Source organism: Weissella cibaria (genome assembly GCF_004521965.1).
GTDB lineage: Bacteria > Bacillota > Bacilli > Lactobacillales > Lactobacillaceae > Weissella > Weissella cibaria_A.
Window position 1 is genome coordinate 19,717 of record NZ_SDGK01000037.1, and the last position, 21,925, is coordinate 41,641.

The following is a 21,925-nucleotide window of genomic DNA, read 5'->3' on the forward strand; positions in this document are numbered from 1 at the left end:
GGTGGTTTCATGTCGATCCGCACATATCATAATGCGCAAGTCTACGATGTTGCGCAAGCGAAATTCATTCCTAATTCATGGTTCTCAGTTGATTTAACAACCGGGCGTATTACGGCTACCGGTACTGGCGCTACGCCTGCCGATGCTCAAGGACTTGTTGATTTAAATAACAAGTTCATCACGCCTGGTATGATCAACACCCACGTTCACATCATTAATAAAGTCTTCCCATACGGGCCAAAAGCCTCACGCGAACCCTTCGAAATTGCAATGCAAGCCCAAGCTAACCTAAATGAAATGTTAGCTTCAGGGGTGACATACACCCGTGTCCTGGCAACTGCGCAAAGCTTCGATATTGGTATGCAAAAGATGACGCTGAATGGTCAATGGCGTGGCACTGGCGTTGTCGCATCTGGTCGTGCTTTCTCAACCATTGGTGGCCACGCTTCAAAGATTGGTGAAGCTTTGTCTGGTCCAGAAGAATTCCGGGCCGGTGTCCGCCGTCGGATTGAACAAGGTGCCCATGCGATTAAGTACATGGCGTCAGGTGGTATTGCGTTTGATCAATTCGAGCAACCCGATATGCCACAAATGACGGAAGCTGAAATGGCTGCTGGCGTTGACGTGGCACACCGTCGTGGCATCAAGGTTGCGGCGCACGCGGAATCTTTGCAAACTGTTAAAGAAGCCTTGCGCGCCGGCGTTGATTCGGTTGAGCACGCTTTTGTGATTGACGATGAGGCCCTCGAATTATTCCAATCAACGGGTACATATTTAACGCCAACATTAGTGGCTCCTTATGTCATCATCAAGCGCGGTGATGGTTTGTTGCCACAGTGGATGGTCGACAAAGCCTACAAGTGGGTTGATTCACACTTTGCAGCCTTTGGTAAAGCGGCAAAGAATGGCGTTAATTTGGCACTGGGTACTGATGCTGGTTCACCATTGAACGGTTATGCCGACACTGCCCTTGAGGCTGAACTTTGGTCAATTGCCGGCGCAACTAACGCCCAAATCTTGCAGGCACTCTTCACGAATGCAGCTGATTTATTGCAAATTAGTGCTGATTATGGTGAATTAGTTCCTGGCAAAATGGCTGATTTCGTCGTCTTTGATGCTAGCCCACTAGCTGACATTAAGGTACTCCAAGAGCCAAAGCGAGTGGCGAAGTTTGGTGAGTTCGTTGACACAACTGGCTTCCAAAATCCTTATATCTTACCTTTAGATAAAGGACATTTAGTTTATTAATAGTAGATTCTAAAAGGTCCCAACTCCTCCGCATTTGTTCGGAAGATTTGGGACCTTTTTATCGCCATGTTCGTTGCATTGCTGAGAAGACAGCCAAAGTTGCCTTGGCATCCGCCAAAGCACGGTGCTTCTGCTTACCGATCTCGACATCATACGTCGCAGCCAAACCCGATAATGAAATATCATTAGGATTACCATTTAAGGCCCCGTGGAGCTGTTGCGTATCAAAAATTTTACCATTCGTGTGCCACTTGCCTAAATCATGATAGCGGAGCCCCTCTTTGACTAACTGCACATCCCCATCAACAATCGCGTGGCCAACAATCGGATATTCGCCAACAAACTTCATAAACCGGCTCAACGCCCGTTCTTCCGACAAACCATTATGAATCATATCCAACGTAATCCAGCCGTGTTTCCCACCCATGGATTGTGAAATGAATTTAAATGACGCCATTCCACTGCCCTTGGGCGGGTTATTAACAATCGCGGAAAATTTTTCAATATCTTTACCGGTGGTAATTTTCAAAGCCCCAACTTCAATAATTTGATTACTACCGTTCATCTCTAAATCGAAAACGACATAATCCTTCAATTCTGTAAATAGCATTAACAATACTCCCCGCTCGTTTGTTTCTCTCAAGTATACGCTTCACCGACGAACTCTTCACTTGCATTTACTTCAAGTCAGCGTAAAGTTAAGATTGTCAATTATACAGAATAGGAGATTTTCCCCATGAAATCACTCGCAAAGTACAATAAGTTGCGTCGAAACTTCAACATGGAAAGCCACCGTGGTCTACAGCTCGACGAACACGGTAATACCGATGTTTTTGAGGGTGTCCAAGTCACGGTTTTAGTTAAGGATGATCAAGCAACGATGATTTTCATCGATTCAGAGGATGCTGATAGCGACGAAGCTGGTCGCGCATTCGTTGCCTTCGAGCACGGCATGAGCTGGTCATCGCAGGAGTTCTTCAACGCCTACATGGCCGTTCACGAAAACCCCGACGAACTAGCTGTTGCGACAGCAAACGGCATCCAAGTGACCCACAAAATCGATGCAAACGGGTTGCACATCAAAATTGTGCCAGCTTAATTTGCGCAAATAAAATGACCGCCAGGCTAAAATTCCTGGCGGTCATTTTATTTATCACAGCAGCTATCGGTCTTATTAATACGTAATCTTCAAATTCTTAACAACGGCTTCGGCTTCATTGAACAAGCCTTCAATGATGTCCTTAACCGGACGCTTGCTGTTAACCATACCCGCAATTTCACCGGCCATGACTGAACCGTTTTCAACATCACCATCAAAGACAGCCTTTGAAAGTGATGCCATCGTCAACGATTCTAATTCCGCAAATGAAGCACCGGCGTTTTCAAGTTCAAGATACTTGGCAATCATAGCATTCTTAATTGTTCGCACCGGTGCGCCGATACGTTGTCCTGTTACCGCTGTTGCCGTGTCATCAGCTGCCAAAATCGCTTGTTTGAACGCATCTGCTACCGGCGTTTCATCAGCTGCCAAGAAAATTGTCCCCACTTGAATACCTTGCGCACCCAATGCGTATGCAGCAACTACACCACGTCCGTCACCGATACCACCAGCTGCAATCACCGGAATATCTATCGCGTTGGCTACTTGTGGTACCAACGCCATTGTCGTCGTCCCACCGATATGACCACCCGATTCCATCCCCTCAGCAACAACTGCAACGGCCCCTAAATCAGCCATTTTCTTTGCTATCTTGACAGACGGAATGACTGGAATCACCTTAACGCCAGCTGCCTTGAAAGCTGGCATATAAGGTTTTGGCGTACCAGCCCCGGTCGTAACTACTGGAACCTGTTCTTCAATAATGACATCAACCAAATCTGGCATATTATCCATCATTAACATCAAGTTAACGGCAAATGGTTTATCAGTGCCGGCCTTAACGCGCCTAATTTCCGCGCGCAATTCTTCCTTATCAAAGCCGGCAGATGTTAACACGCCTAATCCACCAGCATTTGAAACAGCAATAACCAACTCATGCCGTGAAATACGTGCCATCGATCCCTGAATCAACGGATACTTCGTTCCTAGAATTTCTGCAACAGTTGCCATGATATATGCCCCTTTTTAAGTGATTATTGTTTAATGTATCACATAAACTAAAACAACCCCAAATTATCTGAATAACAATCAGATAATCTGAGGCTTCATCTTACTACTTTTTACATCATTAACAGGTGAATCAAGCCAAGCGCTAGCAATACCTGAATCACACCAATTACCAAACCAAAACTCAGGAAGCGAACCCCCGAATTCTTGATAATTGACCATTTTAGACTCAACCCAATGCCAGCCAAATTAATGACCCCGAAGAAACTTGCCAATTCCTTGGCGACAGCGACTACCGGTACTGGCAAGCCAATCATCGTATTCACCAACATAAAGATGACAAAGGCCGTGACGAGCCATGGCATCATGCGCCAAAATGGCTTTGCTGGCGCCATCACAGCTTCTTGTTGCGTTTGTCCACGACGACTCATCTTCGTAAAGGCCATAACCACAAAGGCCAACAATACCACGCGGAGCATCTTAAACAATGTTGCGTACGTTCCAGTCGCATCATTGACCATCAAACCAGCGCCAACAGCTTGACCAACCGATTGTAACGTACCACCAATCAAAGCACCCGATAATAAATCATTGTGACCTAGAATAGCCGGTCCGATGGTTGGCAAAATCAGCAACAGTGCCACACCAGTCAACGACACGGTCGCAGCAGCGGTCCGGCGTTGTGTATCATTAGCACCAATTACCGGCGAAACGGCAGCAATCGCACTCGTGCCACACACCGCATTACCTGCACCCATCAACATTGCTGACTCAGATGACACCTTAAAAAAGCGCCCACCGAGCCACATCACAATTAAAATTGTGGCCGTCATCTGCAACACAATAAACAAAATCCCTTGCCAGCCTAACTGCTCAACCGTCCTAAGCGTGACCGTTAACCCAAGAAAAGCAATGCCAAATTGAATAAAATACTTTTCCGACCAATCGACCCCAGGGTTCCAGATTTGCTGACGAAAGGCAGTATTCCCAATCACAATTCCTAACAACATGGCGATGCCTTCCGCACCCAAAAACGGTAGTAATGGGGTTAACCTAGTTCCTTTTTCCACGTATATTTTATCACAGCAGTTATTGGTCTACGGTCCCTGGCTTTGGCCAGGAATCAAGACCAAGGACGAACCTGATAAGGGCGACTTGGTCACGTCAGAGGTCTAAGACCTCTGACATTCCTAGTTTACTTTATCAAAATAAAAAAATACGGTCCAACCAAATATTTTGATTGGACCGCACCAATTAGTTGCGCTGATTAATATAGTGAAACACCATTATGTTCTGAATCAATGGGTGCCACATTATCCATTAGATAATGTTCTACGGCGCGCTTATATGATTGATGACTACGCATCGCAATGCCCGTCAACTTGCTAAACTCAGTCGCATTTAGTGCCCAAACTTGCGCCACCGACTGTTTCAACAAGTGATCATGGAGCGTTTGCGTCAAACTAATAAATCGTTGGAATTCAGCATGACCGATACCGTAGATACGCTTTAAGTTACCCGTTCGCTTTTCGACGTTCGCTAACATCACCAAACCTTGCGCAAACGTTGCCGCCGTTTGCCTACCAAAGTTATACATCGTTGGTGTTGGGTAGGGGTGACCATTTGGATAGGCCCCTGATTCAGCCTCGTAAGCGCAACTTGGCTACCACTTGGCCTGCCACATCAGGTCGAATACCTGACTTCACCAAAATATTGCCAAATTCCAGCATGAACGCCTGCGTATGAACTGTCATCGTCATTATCTAAATCCCTCTCTTTGTACTCTTCTCTTAGTCGCCGAATACTAGTGTATGGCGAACCCAATTAGTGTACGCAAAAAGTTCACAGAATAGTACAAAAAAGTGTTATTTTTGTGATTGGCTCATCTTTAGTTAGCGTGCACACCAGCCATAAAGCCATCTATAAATCCTTGAATAGAATCGGTTAGATATGGCACGCCTAAAATAACCACAAAGGCTAGCATGGCCCAGAAAAACGGCCTATTTTTAGCAAATAGCTTATTGATATCCCGCCGCCAATTAGCAGTGATCATCAGCGAAATAAATGCAACCAGTCTCAGTAGCTCGACATCATTATCGATCGTTCCTAACTTAATATGCAGCCAAATTTTTTCAATAATGTATGTGACTACGCCCAATACGAGTGTCGTAATGACAATAATATTAGCTGGTGTAATCTTTGTACTTTCGCCTGATTCAAACTTTTCAATCAACGCTTCATCCCCCTTTACTAACTCATCCAACGACACTAAGAAAAGGTCGCTCAAAGCCAGAACATTTTTGAAACTTGGCAACGCCGATCCATTCTCCCACTTTGAAATAGACTGTCGCGAGATACCCAAATAATCGGCTAAATCTTGCTGCGACATCCCTTTATCCTCACGACGTTGTTGAATATTATGCCCAATTTCCATAACCGGCCTCCACAGTTAATAATATATATCCACCATACCTGAATCGTATATTTTTAACCAGCAACTATCGGTTGCGCTTTAATATGCAACTAAAAAACGCCTAGCACCTGCATGCTAGACGTTCTTAATCGCTTATTTCATTAATACTGTAATGAGGACAATAGCCAACACAACCTGGAAAATAATGGTCACTAAACCATAGCCCAAGAATTTCATTCCTGACTGCTTAATGGTCTGCCACTTCAAATTCAAGCCGATTCCCGCCAAGTTGACAATACCGAAGAAGCTTGTAATTTCGTGGGCCGTTCCTGTCAGGACGTGAGGCAAACTGATAAATGAATTCACCAGCATCAATACCACGAACACCATCACAAACCACGGGATTTTAACACTTGTTTTGGGCGCAGTCGCTTCAATTGGCGTCAACTTTGAGGCATGTCGCGCCATCAAGATCACGACAACTGACAACATAATGACACGCAACATTTTAAAAATTGGTGCGTATGTCACCACGTCGCCACCAACCAATGAGGCCGTTCCTGATACCTGACCAACCGATTGTACAGTACCACCAATTAGGGCACTCACTAGCAAGTCATTATGTGGAAAGACTGCCGGACCAATAATTGGCAAAACAAACAAGAGCACCACGCCGGCTAGTGAAACCGTCGCAACAGACGTACGCCGTTGATCATCAGTCGCGCCGACGGCCGGCGCAACTGATGCGATTGCACTTGAACCGCACACCGCATTTCCCGCACCCATTAACATGGCCGTCTGTGGTGCGACCTTAAAGACGCGACCACCCAGCCACATCACCACTAAAATCGTTGCCAACATCTGCAACAAAATAAAAATGATGCCCGTCCAGCCTAATGATTCAATGTTCTGTAACGTGACATTTAGTCCCAAGGCAGCGATACCAATTTCAATTGGGTATTTTTCAGCCCACTTCACACCGGCACCCCACCGTTGCTGGGCAAAAACAGTATTTCCTAATATAATCCCTAGCACCATCGCCAAGGCTTCAGCGCCCAACGTTGGTAACCAAGGTGAAACGAATTTTGCAACAAGCGCGACAGCTAGCGTCAACAAGATACCAGCAATCATTTGTCGTTTTATGGCCATAATTAATGACGTCTCCCACTAAACAAACTCTACTATCCAGTATACGCCTCTTTTATCGTTTGTGCTGATAGATTTTCTTCACAACGAACCGAATAATAGCTGTTAATACCGCTGCCACAATCAGTGACTTAATAGCGCCTGGCCAAAATGAATCTGTGCGAAAAACAATCGCATCCGACACGGCATAAATCAGCATGAATAATAAGCTGACCCAATCTACAAATTCTGTCATACCTTTCACCCCTAAAGCGTTAACTTAGCTCAAGTCACGCTGCATATGTGTATAGTGATGCGCACCAATCATTAGTTCGCCCACTGCGACAAACCCTTCACGTTCATACAATGCGCGCGCCTTTGGATTACCATCATCAACATTTAAGCCAATGACCGTTTCACCTTGTGCTGCCACCACTTCTGGCAAAGCCGCCAGTAATTGCGTGCCGACACCTTTACCGCGTGCTGATTCAGCGACTGAAATTGAGTCGAGATACCACTCATCGGGCAACGTCTCAACATCTGGGAACAGTTCTGCTAATTCACCAAACCGTTCCGCTAGCAATCGTTGCATCGTTAAATCCAAATGTGGCTCGCTAGCTGACGGATAGCCAAACGCCACCCCCACAATAGCCCCACCTAATTCAGCGACCGTTGCGTGCGTATGCGAATAGCGGGCCGTGTCATCAGCCAAGGCACTATCATGCAATAATTGTTCGATATTATCGCGTCCTAACTTGGCTACCATTGGAATTTCCATTTGGTCAATAATCGTCATTTCTAAATGCACAATGGTTGCTGTATCAGCCACTGTTGCTGGTCTAATTGTAATCATGCTTAAATCCTCCCCCATCTTTGTTACTAGTCTACTGGCTTTAAGGGGGAATTACCACTTTCATTTGGTAAACACCTTGAAAGGCAACTCAAAACCCTTTAATATGTTATTGTCCCAGTTTAGATTTGCGGAAGATCGAGCCGCACGAATGAAAATATAAGGTTAAAGAAAGGAATTTTGACATGGTTAAAGCAAAGTCAGCTTACTGGCAAGGCGTTGTCGACGAAGCACAACAGCACCCTAAGGCGGCCGGGATTGAGAAGACCCCATTCTTCTCACTTGCCCCAATGGAAGCCGTAACGGATACTGTTTTCCGTCGCGTTGTTGATAAGGCCGCTGCACCTGATGTTTACTACACGGAGTTCACTAACGCCCGTAGTATTACACACCCAAAAGCTAAGTTTACTGTACAAGGTCGCCTACACGTTGATAAGAGCGAAAAGGTGCCAGTTGTGCAAATCTGGGGAAACCGTGGTGAAGACTTCGAAAAGTCATCCCTTGAATTGCGTGATCGTGGATACAATGCCATTGATTTGAACATGGGTTGTCCGGATTCAACAGTTATTAAGAACGGAGGCGGATCGGATTTGATTCGTCACTACGAGTCAGCACAAGAAGTGATTCAAGCTGCCAAGACGGCCGGCTTGCCCGTTTCTGTTAAGACGCGGTTGGGCTTCAATGATTTGGAAACATTCCGCGAGTGGATTCCATTCCTTTTGAAGCAAGATATTCAAGTTTTGACGGTTCACTTACGTACACGTAAGGAAATGTCAAAGGTGCCTGCTCACTACGAGTACATCGATGAAATCGTTAAGATGCGTGATGAAATTGCACCAGACACATTGTTGCAAATTAACGGTGATGTTAAGACTCGTCAAGAAGGGCTGGAATTGGTTCGCCAACACCCTGGTGTCGATGGTGTCATGATTGGTCGTGGTGTTTTCGAAAACCCATTTGCCTTTGAAATCATGCCTGCTGATCACACGTTGGATCAAACCCTTGAATTGCTCCGTTTGCAATTGGATTTGTACGATGAGTTCACGGCTGAATTTGGGCCAATGAACTTCCAAAAGTTGAAGCGTTTCTTCAAGATTTACGTCCGTAACTTTGCGTACGCTTCAGATTTGCGTGTTGCCCTAATGGATACCAACACGACTGACGAAGTTCGCGCACTTTTGGCCGAATTCGACAAGCAATGGGCGGCTAAGAAAGCTGTCGACGCTGTTGCAATTGAAGCTAATTAATTAATAAATCCCCCAGCGCATGCACTGGGGGATTTACTGTATCTTCAGAAAGGTCATTACCTATGCAATTACAAACTGGTGATTTAATTTTTGTTTGTGTCACAGACACCGACAACTTCTCTCAACGCATCGCAGCGAGTACACATCGCGAGACCGCTGTTGACTACACCCATATCGGGCTTGTCGAGAAAACGACAGCCACACTCTTCGTGCTCCACGCGTCACCCGAAACTGGCAGTACCTGCGAACCTTTGGCGACGTTTTTGAACCGCCAAACTGGCGTCGCCGATGTTTACCGACCAACAATCAGCAACGCACCCTGGCCAGCAATTTTACAAAATGCCAAAGCAATGCTTGGCCAACCCTATAACTGGTCCTTTATTAAATCCCGGCCTGGCTATTACTGCTCTGAATATATTATGAACGCCTTTCAACCAGCCCAAATTTTCACCGAAGCGCCGATGACATTTGGCCCCAACAATAGCATCTTACCCGGCTGGCTGGATTACTATGCCGACTTGGGGTTACCCGTGCCAAATGGTGAACCCGGCACCAATCCAAATGGTCTTGCCAATTCACCTCACCTTAACTATCTCGGTCGTCTTAACGACGTGAACGCGGTTGATGCTTGGTAATTTGACGCTGGCTAACTGGTGACCGCCGTTTAGCCGCCACCCCTTTCGCCTGCTCGGGTACATAGGCATACCGGGTGCCGTGCGCAGCAAATAAATCTGCAAACCAAGCAATTAAAATTTGTGCGACAACCATAATGGTCCCGACCAAATTAAGATAAACCATCAATACCAACAATGACCCCAGCGATTGATAAAAGCCTACGCTCTTAACGGCAAATTGTGCATAAAAGCTAAAACCGGCATTCAACGCTAAGAGAAGCAAAACTTCAATCCCAGAACCGGCCACAAGCGCCTTCCAAGGTAACCGTTTAGCCGGCAATGCGAAGTTGAACACACACATCAATACCCAGAGCCCAAATAGCGCAAACAACCAGCTCTGCTTGGCCAATGTATCTAACCACGGCATGTCAAACGGCAATGCCGCAATAATTGCTGGCATCATCGCACTTGCACCCATCAGTACGCCGGCCGTTAACAAAATGACCATCAACCATAGAAAACTAAAGACCCGCGTTAGCATACCACTAACCCGTTCTGGCACATCATGAACCGCATTAAATGCTTTACGAATAACCGCCAACACTGAACTAGCACCCCAAATCGTGATCACGATTGAGAATGACAAAATTCCTACACCACCACTTAGGACCGACGTAATAATCGGGCCAAGAATCGACATGATGTTTTTAGGCAATTGTTCCCGCAACATAGCGTTTAGCTCCTGGGCATTGATTCCGACCAATCCGGCAATGGCACCTACACTCATTAGAACCGGCACCAATGATAGTAATGTATAGTATGTGATTGTCGGCCCAACCATATTGAGGTTCGCTCGGCTTAAATATATCTGGAGCGCTGGCACCTGAAATTGTTTCTTCAGCAACGCGAGGTCAACCAAAAATCTACGCATAAACATCCCCCTAACTATCCTTTTGATTAAGTATCGCAAGGTTATCCTACATGGGTCAATGATTATGTATTTTGGTTTGCCAAGTTTTTCATTGTTGTCGATTATCTTTGACGTAATTCCAAAAGCTTCCCAAAGCTGAAATCAAGTCAATGCCGGGCAAAATTGCGATAAAGACCCACTTTGAAAATGGATCTGTTGGTCGAAAAATAATAAACCAAACAATATCAATTAGCAATTGCACCAGTAATTGTTTTGGTGTTGCTCGAAAAAACGACTTACCAAAAGCCCCTATCATAGTATCCCCTTAATCAGAGCCACTTCGCCAAAAATGCTGCCTTTTCATCGGTGAATTCTGGCGACATGTAGTCTGCCGGTCCGTGTCCTGTTCCCTCAACTAAATGCAACACTGCCTTGTCTTCAGAAACAAACTCACGGGCTCCGTTAATCATATTTACTGTCTGTTGATAAGGTACCACAGCATCAGCCGTTCCTGCAAATGCCAAAATAGGTGGCATCTTTGCGTTGAAGTACATCTTAGGACTGTACATCTTCACACGTTGTGGAACGTCTTTGGGTGCTTGTTGATTAAACATTTGGCCCTCGAACGACTCAGCCGTACCCGTCTCAGCATACTTAGGCGTAACGCCACTCTCGTTGAATTGGTCAACAAATTGATCAAATTCGTATGGCCCATACATCGCAATAATGGCATTAACCGTCTCTGGTTGATTATTATTATCGCCCATAAATGGGTTTTGCAATGCGTCAACTGACGCCGTTACGCCGGTCATCACGGCCAAGTGGGCACCTGAAGATTCACCCATCAATGCGACACGATTCATGTCCAATTGATATTCGTCTGCATGCGCACGTAAGAAGCGCAAAGCTGCCTTAATTTCATAAATTTGGAATGGAAAATCCTTTTGATGAATTAACGAATAGTCCACACTAACAACGGCATAACCCTTATCCAGCAAACGCAAAGCCGGTTCCAATTTATGTGAACTCTTGTCACCAAAAATCAAACCGCCACCATAAATGTCAACAATTACTGGGAAAGGTCCTTGCCCTTCATTAGGCAAGTACACATCAAGCGTGTGGCGCTCACCATCCATGTAAGCAATATCGTGCCATTGCTGCTTAATGTAAGCCGTCTCAGCTTCAATTTTCTTATAATCGCGATCAATAAACTTGTCTGTCATATCAGTCCACTCATTTCTCTAGGCATAATAAAAAAGGTAGCTGCATATCTGCAGCTACCTTTTATCATACACTATTTTAATCTTTAACCCGGCGACTAAGGGCAATCATAATGACAAACCAAGCTAGTGCCAGAAGCGTTGTGGGCATCGTTGATTTCGTGAACAACAAAATCATAAAGATACCAAACAAGAATGCTAACGTTAGGTAATCCGTAAATGGTGCACCAGGCATTAGGAAGCGCTTCTCACCATTCTTAAAGTCAGCTGATTGACGGTAACGCAAGTGCGCAAACACCAACACGCCATAGATTACCACGAAGGCTGCTGAGGCCACTGATGTCACCAAATCGAAAGCATTTGATGGGAAGAATACGTTCACAAAGACAGCCAAGGCAATCAAGACAGCTGACACGTTAATGGCGTTACGTGGAATGTAACGGCGGTTCAACTTACCAACATAGCCCTTACCATTTGATAATGAGAACAGCATACGACCCGTCGTAAACAATGAACTATTCAATGACGAGGCCGCCGCAGTCAACACGACGAAGTTAATAATGCCGGCCGCCGCCGTAATCCCAATACCTGAGAACACTTGCACGAATGGTGATTCACTTGCACTGTAGTTCGTCCAAGGTTGGATACTCATAATTGCAACTAAGGCACCTACGTAGAAAATCAAGATTCGAATAATAATTGAATTGATTGACTTTGGAATCGTTGTCAACGGATCCTTTGCTTCAGCAGCTGTCATACCAACGAATTCAATTCCCAAAAAGGCGAAGAATACCATTTGGAAGGCCGCTAGCAACTTGTGCCCGTGATGTGCGACGACACCGTGTTGCCACAAGTTCGACAAGCTTGTCACGCCAGCTGACGTTTTCGCATGCGTCACAATCATAATAATTCCAGCAACAATCATCGCCACAATCGCAACGATTTTAATCATTGAGAACCAGAATTCGGTCTCACCAAACGCCGAAACTGCGATGACGTTGATGCCATAAAGCGCAACCAGGAAGATGATTTCCCAAATCCAAACCGGAATACCTGGGAACCAGAACTTCATATACGTTCCCACGGCCGTTAATTCAGCCATGGCAATCGTAATCCAACCAATCCAATACGTCCAACCAATGACGAATCCCGCTTTTTTACCAAGATACTTTTCCACGAACCCGACAAAGGTTGGCTTGTCCGGATCAGTCAAAAGTAACTCTCCTAGCGCACGCATCATCCAGAACATAAAGAGTCCTGTAATGATGTATACAAGCAAAATGGCAGGCCCTGCTGTGCTAATTGAATGTCCCGCTCCCAAGAACAACCCAGTTCCGATCGTTCCACCAAGCGCAATCATTTCAACGTGGCGACTAGATAGGCCTCGCTCTAGCTTCTGCTGTGAAGCTTCTTGCTGTGCCATAATAACACTCGCTTTCTATATTTATTTCTAATTTACAATCTCAGCCCCTACTGGGATGTTTCTTACAACACTTAATCTAGTATATAAGAATTCCCCCATTTTTCAATATTCCTTACCATTTGCATGAGTGAAATTTAATCATTCTCATGCACGCAACCACAAAAAAACGCCTGGTAATTACACTAGGCGTTTGATTCATAATTGTTTAGTAATTTGGTCCTGGGAAATCGTCTGGTGTCAATGAATCCAAACGTTGCAACAAGCGACGCAAAATACCCTTCTCCGTCATTGCTGCCCACATGCCTTCCAAACGACGCTCACCATAAATGATAACTGATGCCACAGCGCGCACATCACGGAAATCTGAACCAGTACGTGAAATTTCATCCACTTCTTCTTCAGGCAACTCTTGGTGACCCTTTTGCTTCAACGTGCGATCAAAATTCTTGTCGAAGAAATCTGACCATTCAAACGCCTTTGCCAACTCGATCATACGAGGGTCGTATTGTGGGTGGCCATCTGCTACAGCACCCATCACCCAAGGAATTTCCTTGCCTTCAATTTCTGCCAAAAAGGCATCCCACTTCTTAAAATCAAAAGGGTGTTCCTTTGCCATTTGTTGCCTCCTTCTTTTGACGAGCGTGTTCGACAACTAGGTCGACCTCTCGATATCACGAAAGCTATTGTAACACTTTGCTTCTTTTTAGTCAGTAAACAAGACTAGTCTGCGTAACGTTCTGGGAAAAGCGTTGCTAACGAAACCGGCACATGTATCGTTTCTGAGTGGTCATCCACCGCCAACGTTAAGTCAGTTCGGGTCCAATTTTTTACCCGAATACCCACAACCATTGCTTCGGCAACAAGTTCTGCAAACTGACCAGTACCAAACAATTCTGCGAATTGTGCATCACGTTCAGTTCGGAACAACTCATAACGTTGATTACCTAACTCAGTTGCCCATTCCTGGAGCGCTTTCGGCGTGGCGGCAGTCGCAATAATCCGAGCAGCCGGCGTCTTACCAGGTGTCAAAATACGCTCAGCCAACAACGACAGCCCATCATTAAACCGCATACCGAAGTGATCTGCCAGTTGCGAAATCTCACTCATAATCGTCATGGCATCTTCCTTATTAGGCAATGGACTAGTTGGACTTTGCAGGGCAATCTGGTTAGCCAATGACTCGCTTTGAATTAACTCAGTTGCTGAGTACTCACGGTCGCTTATAACAAAATGCAACAATAGCAAATGAATCAAATTCAGGTCGTTTTCAGAAATGCCAGCCGGATCAAACGGATCAGCATCTAATATTCGCAATTCCAAATATTCAACCCCGTGTTGCAACATATCATCGTAGTCTTCACGCCCCTTAAAGCGCACCGTACCATAGAACTCATGATTTGAAAATAATTCACCACGCGCAATATGCGTTTTAATTTGATTAAGGTGATCCGCCAAGTTCGTGGCATAATCAACATGAATGTTACCGTCGTTAGCAAACCCAAATTGACTAGTTCGAATTGAACGTACCGGCTGATCCATACGAGGGACCCGTGAATCGGTATCATTCATACTGAAAGGCGTAGCCCCGAAGAGATAAACAAATAACCAACGGTGGGCCGCAATATGTTGCGCTAATTTAAAGTAGATAGCATTTTTAAACGTCACATAATCCGCTTCATCGCTCAACGCAAACAGCTTTTCCAACAACGTTTCTGGCAAAGAATAGTTCAAATGCAAGCCAGTAATAATTTCGTGCGTTGACCCATATTTTTTGGCCAACCAATCGCGATAATCCTGCATCCACGGGCGATCAAACGTCTCGTCAACCCACTGCAAATCATCCGCCATTAACTTAGGCGGCATACTTAATGGCCAGATTGTCTCGGTACCCGACATATGATCACGCATAATCCACTGTAACTGCAACAAAAAATTCCGAGCTGCTTCAAATGAGCCAACCGGTTCCGTTACCAGTTCAGATTGCGTCTCACTATAGTCAGTCTGCAAATAAGGGTGCATTGTTCGCGATCCCAAACTTGCGGGATATGTCCGCCGACTCAACCGCCCCTTGGCAGTCACCCGATGTTGTTCAATTTCTATGCCAAACTGGCCACCACTCAACTCACGATATAAGTTATTTTCAGCAATTAATTTGCCAATTTCCAAATGGTTTTCTGCCATTTCACACATCTAACTTTCATTTAGTATTTAAAAACTATTATAAACAAATAAGCCAATTTTAACAGCCTTTTTGTCGTGTCCCTTTTTATTTGTCCCAATTCAGAAAAGCGCTTATGATTAGCCTTGAAATTAGACGAATGGAGTCAGCACTATGAAGATTGGAATCATCGGCGCAACCGGAATGGCCGGTTCAGCGTTCGTTATTGAAGGTTACCAACGTGGGCACCAAGTAACGGCAATTACCCGTTCAGCTAGCAAGGTAACACGTATGTTTGGAAACGAAATTCCAGCCCTAGAACGCCAAAACTTTGAATTGACTCGTGAAGACTTGACGCAATTCGACGTAATCGTCGTTGCGTCAACGTTCTCACGCGCCAGCGATCACCCTCGCTTTGCTGAGTACCTACACGACCAATTGGCCGGAACAGACGCCCCAATCGTGGTCTTTGTGGTTGGTTCATCAACATTGCAAATGCCTGACGGTTCAGTCATGGCTGACCGTTTGGGTCTAATGCGTGGTCAAGCACCTTGGATTGAAGTTGCCATTGAGCAAGCTGCCGAGTTTAACTACTTGAAGACGGTTGATGATTTTGCCTGGATGGCAATTTCACCACAACAAGCCTTCATGCCAGGCCCTGCAACGCCAACGTACTTGAAGTCAGATGATGCATTGATTTTTAACAACCGTCAAGAATCACGTGTGACGACTGGTACTTTGGCCAAGGCCTTGTACGATGAATTGGCAAATCCAACCCACGTTCGCGGTCGCTTCACTGCCGCCGATAAGTTTTAACAATTAACACGAAATTACTATTCAAAAATCATATAAATCCTAATATAATCCAAATCCATACAAGAACAGTAAAAAGGCGTCGAGCAATGCTCGGCGCCTTTTCGTTATGCTTAGAACTTTCCGTTGGTGTTTGCCTACTCTGATTCAGCGGGAATTTCTTCGATAATATCCCAGTGTTCAGCAATCTTGCCATCAGCAACCCGGAACAAATCATAGAATGCGACTGGCTTACCACCAAATTCGCCATCCCCCAAAACCAATACAAAGTTACCTTGACCAAGGACCTTAAAGACCTTGTCGTAAACCATCGCAACGCCCTGTTCGGCCATCGCAGCAAAGGCTGTCGTTAAACCAGTCAACCCGTCAGCGATATCGACATTATGTTGGATGTAATCTTCACCCGCGATATATTCTGGCAGCTTATCTGGATTTTCACCGCGCAACACGTCACGAACAAAGTCAGCAACCAGTGCCTTATTGGCATCTGTCTTGTCCAAATCGGTTACTTCAGTTGCACCATCTGTTTGTGTGTGCCCTGATGGATTTGGTGCCACGACATTGGCCACGTTATCCCAGTGCTCAGCAATTTTGTCGTCTTCAAAACGGAAGACATCTAGCGCAACTTGATCACCACTACCAGCAAAATTAACGATACTATGCAAAACGACATACTCGCCATCTTCAAATGAACGAACCGTCTTCAACGTCGTCTTAACTGGCGCTTCTTGCAAGCCCTTAACCGCCGCAACAAATGCATCACGACCATCCCCAAAATTCAAATTGTGTTGCTTGTATGATGGCAAGGCACTTGCCTCAGCCACTGCAACATCACCACTTACAAACGTACCAACCAATGCTTTTGCAATATCTGTGTGTGTCAGCTGTTTTCCCTCCCAGGTGTGGGTATTCAATAATTGTTTTATCTATGCCAATAATATAACGCAACGCCGACAATTGCATAAGTAGGCACTTCAAAGTGGTATAGTTTCGCAAAGGAAACTTTTGTACGATAATAGGGTTAATACGAAATCATTTTAGGAGAAGCACATGGGCTTTACTGTTGACATGACCCCTGCCATTGCCGAAAAGCTCGTCACACTGAATGAGTTGCACCGCAATCGTTGGCGGCCAGACATCGTTAATTTGTTATTGGAAACCGACACGTTACGGTTTGGTGAATTAAAAAAACAACTCGGCATCACGCAAAAAGTGCTGACCGAAAACTTAAAGTGGCTCGAAGAAAATCAAATCGTCATCCGAACGGTTTACCCCGAAGTGCCACCCCGAGTTGAATATTCTTTAACTGAAATTGGCAAAGAACTCCGCGACGTACACGAAGCGATGCGGATATGGGCCGACTACTACGTCACCCATGCCAAATGAAAAGAGAGTGAGACGAAAGGCGCTTTGGACCCGATGATAACGTTGTTTGACCCACTTATGCCTTGGAGCGTAGCGTAGAGGCATGAGTGGGTCAAATGGCGTTATATTAAGGGTTCAGTCTTTCGGAACACGTTTAAAAGCCGCCAATCCTCCGACTTTAAATCGGGAGATTGGCGGCTTTTGAGGCTGAGACAGAGACTTCTGTCCCAGCCTCTTTTTAGTAAACTTAATTTTCGAACTTGAACGCGTTCAAGAAGTGCTTAATACGATCAGTTGGTTCGCTGAAGAATTCAGCTGGCGTACCGTCGAAAACGATTTCACCGTCTTCCAGGAACAACATCCGGTCAGCCGCCTCACGGGCGAATTCCATGTTGTGCGTCACGATAATCATTGATTGGTCTTCTTTGGCCAATTCGTTCAATACACGCAAAACTTGGGCTTCTAATTCAGGGTCCAAAGCTGATGTTGGTTCATCCAACAACAAGTAATCGGGTTCCATGGCCAGAGCACGGGCGATGGCGACACGCTGCGTTTGTCCGCCAGAAAGTTGGTAAGGGTAACGGTCAGCTGTGTTATCCAAATCGACAGCTTGCAACAATTCATGTGCCTTCTTAATGGCGTCGGCCTTCTTTTGCTTCAACACGTTAACAGGCGCTTCGATGATGTTGCCAAGGATGGTTAGGTGATCAAACATACGTGGTTGTTGGAAAACCATCCCCGTCTTGCGTCGTACCCATAACAATGTATCCGTCGTCACCGGTTGGCTCAAATCAATCGTGCGGTCGTCAATTGTATACAAACCTGAATCGGGATGCTCCAACAAGTTCAAAGAACGCAACAAGGTTGACTTTCCTGAACCTGATGGGCCAACGATAACGGTCGTCTCATGTGGATTGAACGTGACGTTGATGTCCTTCAAGGCGTGGTGTTCTGCGTATTGCTTATCGATGTGTTCTAGCTTCAACATAATGAATTACCCCTGTACCTTTACGAAACGGTCGGCCCAACGTTGGATGTAGTGTTGTGGGATCGACAAGATTGAAACGAAAATTGCGTAGATGGCAGCGACGAGCAAGTACATTTGCAACGGCTCGAAGTTGGTTGCGGCCAATTGTTGTGAGAGGTAGAACATCTCGACAATGGTCACGACGGATGCCAAAGACGTGTCCTTAACCAATGAAATGAATGAGTTGGCTAAGGTTGGAATTGAAATACGGGCAGCTTGTGGCAGGATGATGCGAATGAAAATTTGGGCATCCGTCATACCGAGTGCCGCGCCAGCTTCGCGTTGTGTATCTGGAATTGAGGTGATTGCCGCACGAATGGCTTCAGATGCGTAGGCTGCCGTATTCAATGACAATACCCACACAGCTGCCGACCAGCCTGAAGGTGACAACCAGCTAATACCAAGTTTTGGCAACCCATAGAATACCACGAACAGTTGGACTAGCATTGGCGTTGAACGGAAAAGCCAGACGTAGAACCACAAGATAAACTTGAGGATGAGCCAACCAATTGACTTGATACCTGTTGCGTGTGGCACGTATGAACGTAACACGGCAACCAAGGCGGCGATGATAACAGCAAAAACAAATGAAATAAGTGCAAGTGGCACGGTGTACTTAATTCCAGCCACGATTAATTGTGGGGCATAAGTAGCGATAAATTCAAACATGATGATTCCCTTTCTGGATGTTTGGGCGCAAAAAAAGAGCGCGCAGGCTAATTTCTGTTTCGACAGGAATGCCTAGCACGCTCTCGCTGGTTCATCGAAATGATTAGTTCACCAAAACGACCTACCGCGATAAGCGCGCTAGGCTGATGCAAGCAACAGTGATTTGTGTGTTAACTGACATCATGATGGGAACGGTCCTTTCGTTTTTTACGACTTTAATATGTGTCCATTGTAGAGATTTCGCTGACTTATTGCAAGCGTTTTAGGATGAAATTTCCCGGGCAATTAAAATTCCATGACAAAACAGTTTGACAACGATTTGAGAACGGGTTATGATTTTGCTCATACTTTGAAAGGTGACGTAAGATATTATGCACAAGCACAGCTTTAATGGGATTAAGCTAGCCGCTGCAGTATTTGCAGCAGGAACAATGTTGAGCGCCGGGGTGTGTAATCGCTAATGCGGATACAACAAAAGACCTTGGCCTCGTTCACAAGGATCAACTAACTGTTGGTTTAGAAGGTACGTACGCACCTTACTCATACCGTGCTAAGAATGGTAATTTGGAAGGTATCGACGTTGATATGGCCAAGGCAATTGGTAAGAAGATGGGTCTTAAGGTGGTCTTTGTACCAACAAAGTGGGACTCATTGGTTGAGGGGCTTCGTGCTAACAAGTACGACATCATTTTGAATGACATGGCACCTAATAAGGAACGCATGAAGTTGTTCCGTTATGGTTCTAAGTACATTTACACTGGTGGTGTGGTTGTCACTAAGAAGGACTCTGGTATCAAGTCTGTGACAGATATCAAGGGTAAGAAGACTGCCCAATCAGCAGTTGGAAACTATGTGAAGTACGCTGAAAAGTTGGGGTCAACCAACGTTGCCGTACCTGGATTTGCTGAAGCGGTTGCGACAGTTGAGAACGGTAAGGCTGATGCAACGTTGAACGATGCTGCGGCATGGAGTGTTTACAAGAAGGAACACCCTGAGACGAAGTTGGTTGCTATTAAGTCACCAGCTAAGTACATGCCTGTAACGGGTGCTGCACCAATGATGAATAAGAAGGCGACGGCTTTGGATAAGGCTGTCACAAAGGCTGAGGCAAAGATGCGCAAGGACGGCGAGATGAAGAAGATCTCTGTTAAGTACTTGGGAGCTGACTACAGCCACAAGCCAACAAAGTAAGACGAATTTAAGATATGACCGTGAGCGTACCGGTTCGCTGATTTGCAATTTAGGAGTTGTTTTGGTTATTACTTGTAAATGACCGAAACAAACCTTTTTTGTTTGTATGAAAATTGGAATACGCGTATCATTCTGTTCTAGCTAGTAGAAAGAGAAGAAAATGATGCGAGTATCACAGGTGTGTTATGCAAGACGATTTTGGTGGATGCGACTAAATGTCGCAGTCAGCATTTCAGTCGTAACAATAAGTTTGGGATCGACGCTGTTAATTGGGACAGCGGGATAGCATTAGGAGATTATAGATATGAATAGGATGATGAAAACAGCCGTCGCGCTTGTCGCATCTGGTGTTATCGGTGGTGTTGCCGTACCAACTATGACAACGTCTGCAGCTGCGTACAAGGGCAGCGTGCACACGAAGGGTAAGTTGACGGTTGGTTTGGAAGGTACGTACGCACCTTTCTCGTACCGTAATAAGTCTGGTAAGTTAACTGGGTTTGAAGTGGAGTTGGTTAAGGCTGTGGCTAAGGAAATGAAGCTTAAACCAGTCTTCGTGCAAACGAAATTTGATTCATTGGTAGCTGGTTTGAATGCCAAGAAGTATGATGTGGTCTTTAATAACATGTCAATTAACCCGGAACGTAAGAAGGCGTACACTTTTGCGCAAGCATACTTGTACACAGATTCTGTCATGATCACAAAGAAGGGGTCGGACATCAAGAATGCTTCAGATTTGAAGGGTAAGAAGGCTGCACAAACGGCATCATCAGACTTTGGTCAAACAGCCCAAAAGAAAGGGGCAAAGATTATTTCAGCCCCTGGTTTTGCGGAAGCTTTGGACTTGGTTGATTCAGGTAAGGCTGATGTGACGTTGAACTCACAAGATTCATGGGGGGTTTACAAGAAGGCCCACCCAAAGACGGATTTGCAGGCTAAGGTAACCAAGGCTTTGGGCGAGACGACGGCTGCACCAATGTTGAACAAGAAGGACAAGAAGTTGGCCAAGGCCATCACCAAGGCGGAAAAGACTTTATTGAAGGACGGTACGATGAAGAAGTTGTCTGAGAGGTATTTCGATACAGATTTAACGACTAAGAAGTAATTAAAGGTTATAATTAATCCCACAAGATACATGTATCCCGTGGGATTTTTTGTATCGTTTTTCAGGTGAGGTAAGGGATGATGATAGCGAAAAAAGTGATTGTGCGAGGCCGCGTTCAAGGGGTTGGCTTTCGCTACTTTACGAAGCAATTGGCGGATAAATTGGGTGTGACAGGGGTCGTCTGGAATGCGTCAGATGGCTCAGTGCGAATTGAAGCGCAGGCCGATGACACGGTGATGACAGATTTTGTTAACGGGGTTAAAGTGTCACCATCCCCATATGGGCGCGTCGATTCGGTTGAGTCAGAAATTATTCCAGTTGATAAGTCGCGTCGTGTATTTAAAGCTATTTAATCAGGTATACCATTTTGCTGATCTGTTGGTGTAATGGGGATGGCTGAGAAATTGAGGACTAGACGTTGGGGTGTCTACGCGGATGTTACC

The 21,925-nt window shown here is 45.4% G+C and carries 26 protein-coding genes; 9 read left to right on the forward strand and 17 right to left on the reverse strand.

What is annotated here, in order from left to right; genetic code table 11:
* Positions 1–9: 9 nt before the first annotated feature.
* Positions 10–1,248 (forward strand): amidohydrolase family protein, encoded by a 1,239-nt coding sequence (locus tag EST42_RS05420; RefSeq protein WP_134644545.1) that lies wholly within the window; start codon positions 10–12, stop codon positions 1,246–1,248.
* Positions 1,249–1,306: 58 nt separating this feature from the next.
* On the opposite strand, the gene EST42_RS05425 is transcribed toward EST42_RS05420, so the two are convergent.
* Positions 1,307–1,858: a 3'-5' exonuclease gene (locus EST42_RS05425; protein ID WP_134644546.1), complete on the reverse strand. Its 552-nt coding sequence runs from the start codon at positions 1,856–1,858 to the stop codon at positions 1,307–1,309.
* Between the two features lie 126 nt (positions 1,859–1,984).
* Here EST42_RS05425 and EST42_RS05430 point away from each other — a divergent pair, with 126 nt between their 5' ends.
* A complete protein-coding gene (locus tag EST42_RS05430; protein WP_134644547.1) occupies positions 1,985–2,347 on the forward strand; it encodes a hypothetical protein in 363 nt (120 codons plus the stop codon).
* Between the two features lie 75 nt (positions 2,348–2,422).
* On the opposite strand, the gene EST42_RS05435 is transcribed toward EST42_RS05430, so the two are convergent.
* From EST42_RS05435 to EST42_RS05465, 7 genes are all read right to left on the reverse strand, one after another.
* Positions 2,423–3,358, reverse strand: coding sequence for a nitronate monooxygenase (locus tag EST42_RS05435; protein WP_134644548.1), 936 nt, complete (start codon positions 3,356–3,358; stop codon positions 2,423–2,425).
* A gap of 110 nt (positions 3,359–3,468) precedes the next feature.
* Positions 3,469–4,365: a YeiH family protein gene (locus tag EST42_RS05440; RefSeq protein WP_245150405.1), complete on the reverse strand. Its 897-nt coding sequence runs from the start codon at positions 4,363–4,365 to the stop codon at positions 3,469–3,471.
* 257 nt (positions 4,366–4,622) lie between these two features.
* The gene (locus EST42_RS05445; RefSeq protein WP_134644550.1) at positions 4,623–4,952 is read right to left on the reverse strand and encodes a hypothetical protein; all 330 of its coding nucleotides are present in this window, start codon (positions 4,950–4,952) and stop codon (positions 4,623–4,625) included.
* 291 nt (positions 4,953–5,243) lie between these two features.
* Complete coding sequence (locus tag EST42_RS05450; RefSeq protein WP_134644551.1) at positions 5,244–5,789, reverse strand: helix-turn-helix domain-containing protein; 546 nt, start codon at positions 5,787–5,789, stop codon at positions 5,244–5,246.
* Positions 5,790–5,921: 132 nt separating this feature from the next.
* Positions 5,922–6,917 (reverse strand): YeiH family protein, encoded by a 996-nt coding sequence (locus tag EST42_RS05455; RefSeq protein WP_010373158.1) that lies wholly within the window; start codon positions 6,915–6,917, stop codon positions 5,922–5,924.
* Between the two features lie 52 nt (positions 6,918–6,969).
* Positions 6,970–7,149 carry a hypothetical protein gene (locus tag EST42_RS05460; protein WP_134644552.1) on the reverse strand — a complete coding sequence of 60 codons (180 nt, stop codon included), beginning with the start codon at positions 7,147–7,149 and terminating at the stop codon, positions 6,970–6,972.
* Positions 7,150–7,173: 24 nt separating this feature from the next.
* A complete protein-coding gene (locus EST42_RS05465) occupies positions 7,174–7,746 on the reverse strand; it encodes a GNAT family N-acetyltransferase (protein ID WP_085637149.1) in 573 nt (190 codons plus the stop codon).
* 182 nt (positions 7,747–7,928) lie between these two features.
* On the opposite strand from EST42_RS05465, the gene EST42_RS05470 reads away from it, so the two are divergent.
* Together EST42_RS05470 and EST42_RS05475 are read left to right on the forward strand one after the other, a co-directional pair.
* Complete coding sequence (locus EST42_RS05470; RefSeq protein WP_209019478.1) at positions 7,929–8,990, forward strand: tRNA dihydrouridine synthase; 1,062 nt, start codon at positions 7,929–7,931, stop codon at positions 8,988–8,990.
* Between the two features lie 62 nt (positions 8,991–9,052).
* Positions 9,053–9,625 carry a YiiX/YebB-like N1pC/P60 family cysteine hydrolase gene (locus EST42_RS05475; RefSeq protein WP_134644553.1) on the forward strand — a complete coding sequence of 191 codons (573 nt, stop codon included), beginning with the start codon at positions 9,053–9,055 and terminating at the stop codon, positions 9,623–9,625.
* Here EST42_RS05475 and EST42_RS05480 read toward each other — a convergent pair.
* The 6 genes from EST42_RS05480 to EST42_RS05505 form a co-directional block, all read right to left on the reverse strand.
* Positions 9,594–10,535, reverse strand: a complete 942-nt coding sequence (locus tag EST42_RS05480) for a YihY/virulence factor BrkB family protein (RefSeq protein WP_134644554.1) — start codon at positions 10,533–10,535, stop codon at positions 9,594–9,596. The two genes, EST42_RS05475 and EST42_RS05480, sit on opposite strands and share 32 nt — an antisense overlap.
* 88 nt (positions 10,536–10,623) lie before the next feature.
* A complete protein-coding gene (locus EST42_RS05485) occupies positions 10,624–10,830 on the reverse strand; it encodes a hypothetical protein (RefSeq protein WP_010373175.1) in 207 nt (68 codons plus the stop codon).
* Between the two features lie 13 nt (positions 10,831–10,843).
* Positions 10,844–11,737, reverse strand: a complete 894-nt coding sequence (locus tag EST42_RS05490; RefSeq protein ID WP_134644555.1) for an alpha/beta hydrolase — start codon at positions 11,735–11,737, stop codon at positions 10,844–10,846.
* 76 nt (positions 11,738–11,813) lie between these two features.
* On the reverse strand, positions 11,814–13,157 hold the full coding sequence (locus EST42_RS05495) for an amino acid permease (protein WP_134644556.1): 1,344 nt from the start codon (positions 13,155–13,157) through the stop codon (positions 11,814–11,816).
* A gap of 205 nt (positions 13,158–13,362) precedes the next feature.
* On the reverse strand, positions 13,363–13,773 hold the full coding sequence (locus EST42_RS05500; RefSeq protein WP_134644557.1) for a DUF6508 domain-containing protein: 411 nt from the start codon (positions 13,771–13,773) through the stop codon (positions 13,363–13,365).
* A gap of 104 nt (positions 13,774–13,877) precedes the next feature.
* Positions 13,878–15,338 (reverse strand): glutamate--cysteine ligase, encoded by a 1,461-nt coding sequence (locus tag EST42_RS05505; protein ID WP_134644558.1) that lies wholly within the window; start codon positions 15,336–15,338, stop codon positions 13,878–13,880.
* A 151-nt stretch (positions 15,339–15,489) separates the two neighbouring features.
* Between EST42_RS05505 and EST42_RS05510 the strand changes: the two genes are divergently transcribed.
* On the forward strand, positions 15,490–16,131 hold the full coding sequence (locus EST42_RS05510; protein ID WP_134644559.1) for an NAD(P)-dependent oxidoreductase: 642 nt from the start codon (positions 15,490–15,492) through the stop codon (positions 16,129–16,131).
* 134 nt (positions 16,132–16,265) lie between these two features.
* On the opposite strand, the gene EST42_RS05515 is transcribed toward EST42_RS05510, so the two are convergent.
* Complete coding sequence (locus EST42_RS05515) at positions 16,266–17,042, reverse strand: nuclear transport factor 2 family protein (protein ID WP_280633876.1); 777 nt, start codon at positions 17,040–17,042, stop codon at positions 16,266–16,268.
* Positions 17,043–17,178: 136 nt separating this feature from the next.
* Here EST42_RS05515 and EST42_RS05520 point away from each other — a divergent pair, with 136 nt between their 5' ends.
* Positions 17,179–17,514: a winged helix-turn-helix transcriptional regulator gene (locus EST42_RS05520; protein WP_134644560.1), complete on the forward strand. Its 336-nt coding sequence runs from the start codon at positions 17,179–17,181 to the stop codon at positions 17,512–17,514.
* A gap of 226 nt (positions 17,515–17,740) precedes the next feature.
* Here the strand turns inward: EST42_RS05520 and EST42_RS05525 are convergent, their stop codons facing one another.
* On the reverse strand, positions 17,741–18,481 hold the full coding sequence (locus tag EST42_RS05525; protein ID WP_134644561.1) for an amino acid ABC transporter ATP-binding protein: 741 nt from the start codon (positions 18,479–18,481) through the stop codon (positions 17,741–17,743).
* A 6-nt stretch (positions 18,482–18,487) separates the two neighbouring features.
* Positions 18,488–19,189, reverse strand: coding sequence for an amino acid ABC transporter permease (locus EST42_RS05530; protein ID WP_134644562.1), 702 nt, complete (start codon positions 19,187–19,189; stop codon positions 18,488–18,490).
* A gap of 453 nt (positions 19,190–19,642) precedes the next feature.
* Here EST42_RS05530 and EST42_RS05535 point away from each other — a divergent pair, with 453 nt between their 5' ends.
* The 3 genes from EST42_RS05535 (at position 19,643) to EST42_RS05545 (ending at position 21,835) form a co-directional block, all read left to right on the forward strand.
* A complete protein-coding gene (locus tag EST42_RS05535) occupies positions 19,643–20,380 on the forward strand; it encodes a transporter substrate-binding domain-containing protein (protein WP_280633877.1) in 738 nt (245 codons plus the stop codon).
* 304 nt (positions 20,381–20,684) lie between these two features.
* Complete coding sequence (locus tag EST42_RS05540; protein ID WP_134644563.1) at positions 20,685–21,482, forward strand: transporter substrate-binding domain-containing protein; 798 nt, start codon at positions 20,685–20,687, stop codon at positions 21,480–21,482.
* Between the two features lie 80 nt (positions 21,483–21,562).
* Positions 21,563–21,835 carry an acylphosphatase gene (locus tag EST42_RS05545; RefSeq protein WP_134644624.1) on the forward strand — a complete coding sequence of 91 codons (273 nt, stop codon included), beginning with the start codon at positions 21,563–21,565 and terminating at the stop codon, positions 21,833–21,835.
* Positions 21,836–21,925: the final 90 nt, after the last annotated feature.